At 32.2% G+C, this 11,680-nt stretch carries 12 protein-coding genes; 7 read left to right on the plus strand and 5 right to left on the minus strand.

Features of this window, described 5'->3' with window-relative positions; genetic code table 11:
* Positions 1-2 precede the first annotated feature (2 nt).
* The gene (locus tag B0A75_RS00290; protein WP_089052296.1) at positions 3-617 is read left to right on the plus strand and encodes a family 16 glycoside hydrolase; all 615 of its coding nucleotides are present in this window, start codon (positions 3-5) and stop codon (positions 615-617) included.
* Positions 618-717: 100 nt separating this feature from the next.
* On the opposite strand, the gene B0A75_RS00295 is transcribed toward B0A75_RS00290, so the two are convergent.
* Together B0A75_RS00295 and B0A75_RS00300 are read right to left on the minus strand one after the other, a co-directional pair.
* Positions 718-1,761 carry an RluA family pseudouridine synthase gene (locus tag B0A75_RS00295; RefSeq protein ID WP_089052297.1) on the minus strand — a complete coding sequence of 348 codons (1,044 nt, stop codon included), beginning with the start codon at positions 1,759-1,761 and terminating at the stop codon, positions 718-720.
* The gene (locus B0A75_RS00300) at positions 1,751-2,374 is read right to left on the minus strand and encodes a PASTA domain-containing protein (protein ID WP_089052298.1); all 624 of its coding nucleotides are present in this window, start codon (positions 2,372-2,374) and stop codon (positions 1,751-1,753) included. Before B0A75_RS00300 ends, B0A75_RS00295 begins: the two co-directional genes overlap by 11 nt.
* A 421-nt stretch (positions 2,375-2,795) precedes the next feature.
* Between B0A75_RS00300 and B0A75_RS00305 the strand changes: the two genes are divergently transcribed.
* From B0A75_RS00305 to B0A75_RS00325, 5 genes are all read left to right on the plus strand, one after another.
* A complete protein-coding gene (locus tag B0A75_RS00305; protein ID WP_089052299.1) occupies positions 2,796-3,767 on the plus strand; it encodes a D-alanine--D-alanine ligase in 972 nt (323 codons plus the stop codon).
* A 123-nt stretch (positions 3,768-3,890) separates the two neighbouring features.
* Complete coding sequence (locus B0A75_RS00310) at positions 3,891-4,544, plus strand: zinc-ribbon domain-containing protein (RefSeq protein WP_089052300.1); 654 nt, start codon at positions 3,891-3,893, stop codon at positions 4,542-4,544.
* A gap of 51 nt (positions 4,545-4,595) precedes the next feature.
* Entirely contained in the window at positions 4,596-5,054 is a 459-nt protein-coding gene (coaD, locus tag B0A75_RS00315) for a pantetheine-phosphate adenylyltransferase (protein WP_089052301.1), read from the plus strand.
* Between the two features lie 45 nt (positions 5,055-5,099).
* Positions 5,100-6,443, plus strand: a complete 1,344-nt coding sequence (locus B0A75_RS00320) for a WG repeat-containing protein (RefSeq protein ID WP_089052302.1) — start codon at positions 5,100-5,102, stop codon at positions 6,441-6,443.
* Between the two features lie 88 nt (positions 6,444-6,531).
* The gene (locus tag B0A75_RS00325) at positions 6,532-7,110 is read left to right on the plus strand and encodes a PhnA domain-containing protein (protein WP_089052303.1); all 579 of its coding nucleotides are present in this window, start codon (positions 6,532-6,534) and stop codon (positions 7,108-7,110) included.
* Positions 7,111-7,284: 174 nt separating this feature from the next.
* Here B0A75_RS00325 and B0A75_RS00330 read toward each other — a convergent pair whose 3' ends face one another.
* Both B0A75_RS00330 and B0A75_RS00335 read right to left on the minus strand, forming a co-directional pair.
* Positions 7,285-7,734, minus strand: coding sequence for a hypothetical protein (locus tag B0A75_RS00330; protein WP_089052446.1), 450 nt, complete (start codon positions 7,732-7,734; stop codon positions 7,285-7,287).
* A gap of 179 nt (positions 7,735-7,913) precedes the next feature.
* A complete protein-coding gene (locus B0A75_RS00335; protein ID WP_089052304.1) occupies positions 7,914-9,275 on the minus strand; it encodes a DEAD/DEAH box helicase in 1,362 nt (453 codons plus the stop codon).
* 274 nt (positions 9,276-9,549) lie between these two features.
* On the opposite strand from B0A75_RS00335, the gene B0A75_RS00340 reads away from it, so the two are divergent.
* The gene (locus B0A75_RS00340) at positions 9,550-11,277 is read left to right on the plus strand and encodes a M14 family metallopeptidase (RefSeq protein WP_089052305.1); all 1,728 of its coding nucleotides are present in this window, start codon (positions 9,550-9,552) and stop codon (positions 11,275-11,277) included.
* A 158-nt stretch (positions 11,278-11,435) separates the two neighbouring features.
* Here B0A75_RS00340 and B0A75_RS00345 read toward each other — a convergent pair whose 3' ends face one another.
* Complete coding sequence (locus B0A75_RS00345; RefSeq protein WP_089052306.1) at positions 11,436-11,666, minus strand: DUF4287 domain-containing protein; 231 nt, start codon at positions 11,664-11,666, stop codon at positions 11,436-11,438.
* Between the last annotated feature and the right edge of the window lie 14 nt (positions 11,667-11,680).

Consider the following 11,680-nt stretch of genomic DNA (forward strand, 5'->3'; position numbering starts at 1 on the left):
AAATGAGATTTAACTATTATGCAGCTCTACTTACAATACTTCTGCTTACCTCCTGCTCCAATTCAATTTCTACAGTTAGAAAAGAATATAAGCTCGCTGAAGTTTCAAAACTAAAATCAGATTGGAACAGTGATTCAAAAGAATGGCTTCTAAAAAAAGATACTTTGATAGGAACTGGAGGCCCGATGCATTGGGGAGTAATACTATCCAAAAAACAACTTCCAAAAAACTACGAAATTAATTTTAAAGCAAACACGACCAAAGAATCTTTATTTGAAATTATGTTGAACTTTGATAAAGAAAACTACATTAGAACTTATCTGTATCAAATTGATCAAAATATTGTAATTGGAAGAGGTGTTTACGACAAAAACAGTGATGAATATGGTAAACGAGGCGGAAAAAGTCTATTAACTAAACCAATGAAATTAGAGAACAACAAATGGTACACAGTAAAAATAAAAGTTCAAAATAATCAATTACTCTTTTCAGTAAACAATCAAACCTCTTTAGAATTTTCCTTAGAAAAAAGCAATCTAAGTCAAAAAGGAAAACTAGGTTTCATAACCAACGGAGAAGTCAAAATAACCGATTTAACGATTAAAACGCTTCAATAAAAAATTAAAACATTGCCAACGAAACCTTGGGCTATAGTTCAATATAATACAACAAAAAAAGCTCCATCAGGAGCTTTTTCAATATAACAAATTATCTAATTTAATTCTCTTCGTCTTCTGTATTATGCGATTTGACATAATTACGCCATTTTTCAATACAATCCTTAAAATCTTGTGGTAATTCTGTATCAAAACGCATCATTTCACCCGTATTTGGATGCACAAAACCAAGCGTTTTTGCGTGCAAAGCCTGACGCGGCAATGCTTTAAAACAATTTTCAATAAACTGCTTGTACTTTGTAAAAGTAGTTCCCTTCAAAATCAAATGTCCGCCATAACGTTCATCATTAAACAACGGATGTCCAATGTGTTTCATATGCGCACGAATTTGATGTGTTCTTCCTGTTTCTAATTTACAAGAAATCAAAGTAACATATCCAAAACGTTCCAAAACTTTATAATGCGTAATTGCAGGTTTTCCAATTTCTGGATCAGCAAAAACCGCCATTTGCATACGATCTTTTAAATGTCTCGCTAAGTTTCCTTCAATTGTTCCCTCTTCTTCTGTAACATTTCCCCAAACAAGAGCAATATATTCACGTTCAGAAGTTTTAGCTTCAAATTGTTTTGCCAAGTGAGTCATTGCTGCCTCCGTTTTTGCCACAACCAAAAGTCCTGATGTATCCTTATCAATTCTATGCACCAGCCCTGGACGTTCACTGCTGTTCATTGGCAGATTATCAAAATGATGTGCTAAAGCATTAACCAACGTTCCCGTATAATTACCGTGACCAGGATGCACAACCATACCCGGCTCTTTATTAATCAATAAAAGAGCGTCGTCTTCATACACAATATTCAACGGAATATCTTCTGGCAGAATATGGTTTTCAAACGGCGGATGTGATAACATAACAGTTACAACATCAAAAGGTTTAACCTTATAATTTGATTTTACTGGAATATCATTTACAAAGATATTCCCTTCAGTTGCGGCGTTCTGAATTTTATTTCGCGTTGCATTCTGAATCAAATTCATTAAATATTTATCAATACGCAAAAGCGCTTGACCTTTAGGGACTTCAAATCTAAAATGTTCAAATAATTCGTCTTCTAGATCTAAATTTTCAATATTATTGTTCATCTTGTGGGGTTTCAGTAGTTGGTGCAGCCGTACTGTCTGCAGCCTGACCTTCATCTTCATAAGTTGCTTTTCCGTCTCCTAAAACCAAGTCGATTTTTGAAGCCTTCAACACACGATCTCCTACTTTTAAATTTCTTCCTTTATAACGCATCTCCAAAACCATATCTTTTCCAAGATTAGGAATATAAGTAATTGTTCCCGGTTCAAGCCCTAAAGCTTTTAAAGTTGGAACCGCTTCACGATACGTTTTTTCAATTAAATCAGGAATTCTAACAGACGAGAATCCTGATGAATTAATTTTAATATATATTTTTCTTCCTACTTTTACTTTTGTTCCCGGCAATGGATCTTGCTCAACAACACTATATTTTGGAAATTCACTACGATAATCAACACTATCCAAAAGCACATAATCTAAATCCAATTCATCCAGTTTTTGCTCTACCTGCTCCTCTGTCAGTTTTGCTAAATTTGGAACCGCGATTTCATGACCATGATCCGTGGTAAAAGTCAGCCAATGCATAAACAAATAACCTAAAACGGCAATAATAGCAGCCGCACTTAATACTTGAATAAAAAATACTCGGCTTGTTAAATACTTACGTAAACTCATAAATTTATTTTTATTAGAGGCAAAGATAAAGCTATTTCGTTTCAAAAAAAATGATAATTTTGTTTTAAACAAGAAAGCTTTTAATATGCTTTATGATAAGGAGCTGTTTCCTGCTGTCCGCTGTATCTTTTATGGCGAACTCCGCCACAAAAGGATGCCGCTTCCATCAGGGCTATGGCACTAGTTTTCAAAAGAAAATTTTTGTTCTTTATTTTAATAACGCAACCACAATATTGTCAAGCTGAGCATAGTCGAAGCCTCCGCAAAGTGATTCAGCAAACGGTGCTTCGACTCCGCTCAGCCTGACAAATAAAACGAATAAAAAACAATTCGTAAAAATTTGAGAAATTTCGTGACAAACAAACAGTTAAACGAATTAACAGTTAAACAAACAAACGATTAAACAAATAAACATCATAGAATGAAAAACATTGCCATCATCATGGGCGGATATTCAAGCGAATATAAAATCTCGCTTATCAGCGGAAACGTTGTATATCAATATCTTGACAAAACAAAATACAACGGATTCCGTATTCATATTTTTAAAGAAAAATGGGTATATGTAGACGAAAAAGAAGCGGAATACGCAATCGACAAAAATGATTTTTCTGTAACTATAAACGATCAGAAAATTACTTTCGACTGTGTTTTCAATGCTATACACGGAACTCCAGGAGAAGATGGTTTAATGCAGGCTTATTTTGAACTATTGGGAATTCCGCAATCCTCTTGCGATTACTATCAATCAGCTTTAACATTCAATAAAAGAGATTTGTTATCTGTTTTAAAACCGTACGGAATCAAAACAGCAATTTCATATTACTTAAACAAAGGTGATGTTATCAATACCGAGGAAATCGTTAAAAAAGTAGGCTTGCCATGTTTCGTTAAACCAAACAAAGCTGGATCTAGTTTTGGAATTTCAAAAGTAAAAACAGAAGCTGAACTTCCAATTGCTATTGAAGTTGCTTATAAAGAAGATAACGAAATCATTATTGAAAGTTTCCTTGACGGAACCGAAGTTTCTGTCGGCGTAATCAATTACAAAGGCGAAATTAAAGTATTACCAATTACCGAAATCGTATCTGATAATGATTTCTTCGATTATGAAGCGAAATACGAAGGAAAATCACAAGAAATCACACCAGCCAGAATCTCTGATGAATTAACACAAAAAGTAAGCGATGTTGCCAAACGTGCTTACGAAGTGCTAAAAATGAAAGGATTCTCAAGAAGTGAATTTATCATTGTAGACAACGAACCGTATATGCTAGAAATGAATACAATTCCGGGTTTAACAACAGAAAGTTTGATTCCGCAGCAAGCAAGAGCCGCCGGAATTTCTCTCGAAGATTTGTTTACAAATGCAATTGAACTAGCTCTTTCTTAAAGACGCTAAGATACTAAGGTGCTAAGGTTCTAAGATCTTAGCACTTTCTTTTTTATAATTTAATACTTATAACTTTTTAACTAGTAAAAGAAAAAAAATCAATAATAAAGAACCTTAATAAAAATGATAATTTTAGTTGGAACTAGAGATTCGAATGTAAAAAACGGAATTATATCTAATGAAAAATGTCCAAAATGTAAAACAGAAAACTCTTTACATTTCAGCATTTACAAAAAATATGTCCATCTCACTTTAATTCCTTTATTTCCAGTTGGAAAATCTGTTTTCATTAACTGTAATCATTGTGATGGAAATTTTGATTATGAAGATCTAAATGAAAACTGCCAGCAAAAATTAGCAAATGAAAAATTAAGCAATTCTCTATGGCTTTTTTCAGGTTCATTTATCATAATTTTATTTCTCTTTTTTACAATAAGTACATTTTTATCAGATAATGACGAAACTAAATTACTTATAAAAAAACCGATTATCGGAGATGTTTATAATTTAAAATATTCAAACGGTCATTATTCAACTCTGAAAATAAACAAAATAACTGTTGACAGCATTTATACAACACATAATGATTTTTATGTCTATTTACCTTATGAACTTGACGATCTAGATAAAGCTGAGAATTATTCTAATCGAAAAGTATCATATTCAAAACGAGATTTAAAACGACTTTATAATAATGATGAAATTATTAAAATAAAACGGAATAAATATCCTACTGAACCACAAGAATCAGAATATAAAATTCCTGTAACAAAATAAAAGCCTTTGCGCCTTTGTGCCTTTGCAGCTTTAAACCTTAAAAGAAAAAAAATGCGAAAAGCCCTATTCCCAGGATCATTTGACCCAATTACCTTAGGTCACGAAGATATTATCAAAAGAGGAATTTCTTTATTTGATGAAATCGTAATTGCAATTGGTGTAAACGCCGAAAAAAAATACATGTTTTCATTAGAAGAAAGAAAACGTTTTATCGAAGAAACTTTCAAAGACGAACCAAAAGTCTCAGTTATCACTTATGAAGGTTTAACCATAGATTTAGCTAAAAAACAAAAAGCCGATTTCATATTAAGAGGTTTGCGTAACCCTGCCGATTTCGAATTTGAAAAAGCCATTGCGCACACCAATAGAAAACTTTCTAAAATTGAAACTGTCTTTTTATTAACTGCTGCAAGTACATCGTATATAAGTTCAAGCATTGTTCGTGATGTACTGCGTAATGGCGGCGAATATGAAATGCTCGTTCCAGAAGCGGTTAGAGTTAAAAAATAATTTTAGCTCCAGATATCTAAGTCATCATCAAATTAAACTTAAACAATGAAATTATACATTTCGGTTTTATTTACAATTTTATTTATAAATAGTTCTTACTCTCAAGTTAATTCAGAAATCTCATTAACCGCATCACAAAGTCAAGTTTTAATAAGTAAAAAAAGAGAAACATTTCAATTAACAGATCAAGATGGGAAAATAGTAATTTCAGATATAGACAGTCTTTATCAGAAGAAAAAATCAGATTTTATTTTTATTAAAAAAAAAGGACTATGGGGTGTTGTTTCTAATTATGGTAAGATATTGATTCCTATTAATTTTAATAAAACAGAAAGAATTTACAATGAATTCTGGGCAGTCACCAAAAATCAAAAAAAAGGAGTATTTAGTATACCCAAAGGAGAAATACTTCCTGTTGAATTTGACAATATCGAATTCTCTCAGTCCTATAACCAAGAATTTATTGTAAAAAAAGACAGTAAAAAAGGTGTATTCAATTATTTAGGAAAGGAAATAATTCCAATTGATTATGATGAGATAAAAAAGAAAAATGGCGTTCTCGTTCTTTCTAAAAACAACAAAACAAATTATTTTTTAAATAATAAAATCATTTCAGATTCTTTAGTTTTAGATAAAAGTTTTGAAATCTACGGGGACTATATTTCAGATAAAAAAACTTTCTATGTTTTCTATAAAAACAAAAAACAAGGCATAATAGACAGTGAAAACAATGTTCTTATTCAAGCAAAATATGACAATATCGAATACAAGCGCTTGATTGAAAACCCTAAAAAAGAAAATTTTTTAATAGTTAAAGAAGGAGATCTTTACGGTATGATTGATTTAAGTGAAAAAGAAGTAATTCCAATTAAATATCAAAATATCGAGATAATAACTGCAGATTTTGCAGTTTTAACAATCAATAATTTAAAGCATTTTTATAATTTCAGAACTAAAAAATTAAATACCAATTTCGGTTTTGAAAAATTTGATATGTACAGCAGACAATTCACACGAATAAAAAAAGGTGATAAAGAGACATTAGTTTTGAATGACGATTTTTCCAATCTATTATTTCCATTTATGTATGAAGACGTTTCTCAAAACGAGAATCTATTTGTTGTCAAACTAAATTCTAAATATGGGCTTGTTGACAAAAATAATAAGGTAATAATTCCCATTCTTTATGAGCAATTATACATATCTTGTAACAAAGTGATTGCGCAATTAAATAATAAATATGGCATCTTATCATTAGGAAATAAAGTATTAATGCCATTCGAATATCCAAACATTGTTGGGTATTCTGAAAAAACAGAAGTAACCCAAAAAGATTTTAAAACCAAAACATACAATTGCGACTTATTATGTATTGAAAATTGTAATTAGTCTACCCCAAAAAAAACTGTCCAAAATATAAACTTGCAATGAAACTATATTATAAGTAATTTCGCATTTTTAAAATAAATAATAAGTAATGAGTATCGAAAGAGAATTAAACAAACGAAGCGGATCTAAATGCGAACTTTGCGGCGCTGAAGAAAACCTAAAAGTATATCAAGTATTACCAACTCAAAAAGGCGGTCTTGACGAAAGTATTTTAGCTTGTACTACCTGTATTGACCAAATTGAAAATCCTGACAACGTCGATTTAAATCACTGGAGATGTCTGAACGACAGTATGTGGAACGAAAATGTCGCTGTACAAGTAGTAGCTTGGAGAATGCTAAGCCGTATGCGCGCTGCAGGATGGCCGCAGGAATTACTTGACATGATGTATTTAGACGAAGATACACTGGCGTGGGCACAAGCTACAGGCGAAGGCGAAGACGACGAAAACAAATTGGTTCACCGTGACAGCAATGGCGTAGTTTTACAACACGGAGATTCAGTTGTTTTAATCAAAGATCTTAAAGTAAAAGGATCAAGTATGGTTGCCAAACAAGGAACCGCAGTAAGAAACATTCGTCTTGACCATGAAAATGCCGAATATATTGAAGGAAAAGTAGATGGTCAGCAGATTGTTATTATTACACAATATGTGAAGAAAATATAGTTTTTTTTTAGGTTCATAGTTACAAAGGGGCAAAGTTGCAAAGGCTTTTGTTTGACTTTTAAAACCTGAAACTTGAAACAAAAAAAGGCTGTTCAAAATTTTGAACAGCCTTTTTTATTTTATGGTTCTGGAAGTAACTTGAAACAAATTAAACCTGAAACCTGAAACTAAAAGTTATCTTTGAAATAATTTATTGATTTGCTCTTTGATCAACGGCTCAGAAACATTGTTTGTCGCAGCATCTTTATCTTTGCTTGAAACCATAAACTGAACTGTTGCTTTATCTGGAACAACGTTTCCTGTATAGTGTAACCAAATATAATTGTTTGGTAATTCTAATTTTATATCATACAACGGAGTTGCTGTAAAACCATTTACAATAATATTGTAAAGATTTACATAATCGTTGTCAACATTTTTGAAGGTAAATTTTCTTAAACTTGATGCGTCTTCGTCATCGTTTTGAATACTAGTGTAGTACACTGTGTATTCATCGCCAATTTTCTGAATGTAATTGTTATTTACTTTTCCTAATTTTTCAACAGGAACTGTTTCAAGAACCTTAATCTGCGCAAACGACACAAGACTAAAGAACAAAACGGCAATGGTAATAGTTCTTTTCATAATAAATTTGGGATTTATAATTTTTACTGCAACAAAAAAACACAGAAATAATGAAAAAACACCTATCAAATCATTATTTTTTTAACATAAAATCACAAACCTCAAGCATAAACTAACTAAAAACCTGATATACAATCACATAAAATTAAAACTGGTAAATTACCCTCAATTTATACCATTTAATATTTATTGTTCTTCTCCTCCTCTTTCTTTACCACATTACGAGCCACCTCGATTTTAAACTTTTTCCCTTTCATTTTTTCATCTTTAATGTTCTTAAGCAGCTCTTTTACTTTTCCAAATTTTACTGCCGCAAACGAAACGAAATCTTTTACCTCGATAAGTCCCAAATCGCCTTTTTCCAATTTTCCTTTTTGAGAAAAGAAACCAACAATATCAAACTTATTCAGTTTTGTTTTTTTACCACCGCTGATATAAATAGTCTGAAATTCGGGTGGTTTTGGCAGACTTGTCGTATTCTTCACATCAAGGATTTCCATATCATAATCGATATAATCCAATTGTTTTTCACTTTCATGAACGATAACATACGCCGTTCCCGTTGCCTGCATACGTGCAGTACGTCCGTTACGATGTGTAAATTCGTCTTCTTTTAAAGGCAAATGATAATGAATAACATGTTTCATTTCGGGAATATCCAATCCGCGTGCAGCAAGATCTGTTGTAACAAGATAACTCACACTTCCGTTTCTAAACTGAATCAAAGCACGTTCACGTTCATCCTGATCCATTCCGCCATGATAATACGTAGCATAAATTCCTTTTTCGTTCAAAGTGTCGCTGATACGTTCTGCAGCATCACGGTGATTACAAAATATAATAGCCGATTGCGATTTTAAAGAACAAATCAGATTAAACAAACTTTCTAACTTGTCTTTTGAAGGAGACAAAATCATTTTCATAGAAAGATTAGTCTTTTCCTCTTCTTCAGGAATAAAATCCAAAACAGTTGGATTAACCACTCTCGTATATTTTGGAATCTCAATATCAGACGTTGCCGAAACCAAAACTCTTTTATTCACTTTTGGCAATCTGCCAATTATATAAGACATCTGCTCATGAAACCCTAATTGAAGCGATTTGTCAAACTCGTCCAAAATTAAAGTCTGAACCTTATCTGTTCTAAAAGTGTCTCTGTCAATATGATCTGCAATTCTTCCTGGAGTTCCAATTAAAACGGCCGGCGGATTACTCAAATTTTTAATTTCAGTATCAATTGAGTGACCTCCGTAACAAATATTTACTTTGTACTGTGTTCCCATTTTTTTCCAAACCTGTTCAATCTGCAGCCCTAATTCGCGCGAAGGCACTAAAATTAAACATTGAACTGAAAGTATCTCAGGCTGTAATAATTCTAAAATAGGAAGCAAAAAAGCCAACGTTTTTCCTGATCCTGTTGGAGAAAGTAATAAAACATTGTTTTCGTTCAAAATGGCATCTTGCGCCATTTCCTGCATTTCGTTTAAACTTTCAATACCTAAATTCGAAAGTATATTGTTGGAATGGTGTTTTTTATTCATTTTGCAAAAGTAGGGAAAAAAGTTTTGTTTCAGGTTTCATGTTTCCATTGTTTCAAGTTGTTTAACCGCAAAGCACGCAATGATTATACGCAAGGTTCGCAAAGTTTAAACATAAAGCTTTGCGAACTCTTTGCGCTTTTTTATAAAAACTAAACTATATAAAACTTTGCGCTCTTTGCGGTAAAACTACATACAAAGTAGATCAAACCTAGGACTTGAAACTTGAAACAAATAAAACTAAATCATATATTTGATTCCTATTAAAAACCTAACCATGAAATTTTTTACCATTCTCTTTTCACTTTTTACAATAACCATTTGCGCTCAAAACAATAAAAAATATGATACATTTTTCGAAAAAGGAAACGGAAATCAAGCGGCTTCTTACCCAGAAACTATTGCCTATTACAAACTATTAGCGACTGACTTTCCAACGATTCAAATGAAAGAAATGGGTTTGACAGATTCTGGAGAACCTTTGCACATGATTGTTTACAATCCTGACAAAGAATTTGATTTTGATAAAATTCAGAAAAACAAAGCCGTTCTTTTTATCAATAATGGTATTCATGCCGGTGAACCTGACGGAATCGACGCCACAATGCAATTTTACAGAGATTTGGCAATTGGAAAAATAAAAGCACCAAAAAACATCGTTTTAGTTACCATTCCTGTTTACAATATTGGCGGCGCTTTAAACCGAAACTCGACTACAAGAGCCAATCAAGATGGTCCTGAAATTTATGGTTTTAGAGGAAACGCCAGAAACTATGATTTAAATCGCGATTTGATGAAATCCGACACTCGAAATACAAAAAGCTTTGTCGAAATTTTCCAAAAAATAAATCCTGATGTTTTTATCGATAATCACGTAAGCAACGGATCTGATTATCAATACAAATTAACCTATATTATGACACAGCATAATAAGTTAGGAACCGTTTTGGGTGATTTTATGAATGTCGAAATGATGCCCGCTTTGGTGAAAGATTTACAGAAAAAGAAAATTGAAACAACGCCGTATGTAGATTCTTTTAAAGATACACCAGACAAAGGTTTTGGACAATTTGTAGATAACCCAAGATATACAACAGGCTATACATCGCTATTTAATACAATTGGTTTTGTCGTTGAAACACATATGCTGAAAAAATATGCCGAACGTGTAAAAATGACCTACGAATACACAAAATCGACTTTGGATTTTACCGATGCGAATTATCAAAAAATAAAAGATTTAAGAGTAAAAAATTTAGAGCAATATCAACCTAAAAAATCCTATACATTAAAATGGGAATTGGATAGCACAAAAGCCACTACTTTTTCATTTTTAGGATATGAAGCAGGTTACAAAAAAAGTGAAGCCACAACAGGAGACCGTTTGTATTATGACCGAAACAAACCGTATAAAAAAGACGTTCCCTATATCAAAGAATTCAAGTCTGTGAAAGAAGTTGTGATTCCAACTGCTTATATTATTCCGCGTGGATATTGGAATATTATTGATCTTTTAAAGAATAACAATATCTCCTATTCTCAGCTTAAAAACGATACGATTATAGAAATTGAAAGCTACAAAATTGCTGATTTTAAAACGGTTCCAAACGCGTACGAAGGACATTATTTACACTACAATACCGCAGTAACTTCTAAAGTTATAAAAATGGCTTTCGCCAAAGGAGATTACTTGGTTCCAACAAACCAAAAAGGTGTAAAATATCTTGTAGAAGCTTTTGAACCAGAAGGCGTTGATTCGTTCTTTAACTGGAATTTTTTTGATCCTATTTTACAGCAAAAAGAACATTATTCAGAATATATTTTTGAAGATACGGCTGCAAAACTTCTAAAAGAGAGTCCAACTCTAAAAGCAGAATTAGAAGCTAAAAAACAAACTGATAAAGAATTTGCAAAAAATCCTGACGCGCAATTAAACTGGATTTACAAACATTCTGTTTATTATGAAAAGGCGCATTTGCAATATCCTGTTTATCGTGTTTTGTAGAGCTTTTTTTAATCAAAAAGTTGTAATAGCAAGAGCGTCCACTCTTTAGTCTAATCTAAATCATAATCAAAGTTAACTTCCAATTAAAAAAAGACCCAATGAACACAATGTTCATTGGGTCTTTTTTACTTGGTGGCACGTCTCGATTTTAATAATCGTTATTTGCTGTTTTCGTTTTTAATACCTTTTAGCAAAGCGTAAATTGCCATTGAATGTCCTTGCCCTAAATCAAAATCTTCTTTAAGCCAGTTTACAATTTCGCCGGCTTTTACTTCGGGTTTAAGTTTCCCGTCTAATGTAAAGCTTTTTTGTTCTACCAAAACTCTAAATTCAGCTGGACCATTGCCCGTTTTTTCTTTAATTGTCTTTAAATACGCTTGAAATGACATAGAATTTACATTTA

The sequence above is a fragment of the Flavobacterium oncorhynchi genome, assembly GCF_002217355.1.
In the GTDB taxonomy this organism is placed as follows: Bacteria; Bacteroidota; Bacteroidia; order Flavobacteriales; family Flavobacteriaceae; genus Flavobacterium; species Flavobacterium oncorhynchi.